General features: G+C 40.4%; 1 protein-coding gene. It reads right to left on the bottom strand.

What is annotated here, in order from left to right; all coding sequences use genetic code 11:
- Positions 1 to 245 (bottom strand): hypothetical protein (locus tag A3761_RS27530; protein WP_369808210.1); only part of this gene is annotated, 245 nt, incomplete at both ends.

The raw sequence follows: 245 nt of genomic DNA, 5'->3' as shown, positions 1-245 counted from the left end.
TTTGTACAGGGTCTAAGCCTGTATGAGCTTTGCTATCCAGAAGCTCTTGCTTAAATTCAGTGAGTTGGTTTCCTAAAAACAGACTTACTTCTGCAGCAACTTCCTCTTTAATGGACTCAGTTTTCTTATTAATTTCGTTGACGTATTCATCCATGATGCCTTTTAAGTGATCCTGCTGCTCTTGCTTTGAATCACTCAGGATGCGTTTGACATGATCGTATTGCTCGTCGAATAGACTGGATAGG

The sequence above is a fragment of the Oleiphilus sp. HI0123 genome, from assembly GCF_001635315.1.
The sequence above is the reverse complement of the archived record's forward strand: the minus strand, read 5'-3'. Positions and strand labels throughout refer to the sequence as shown.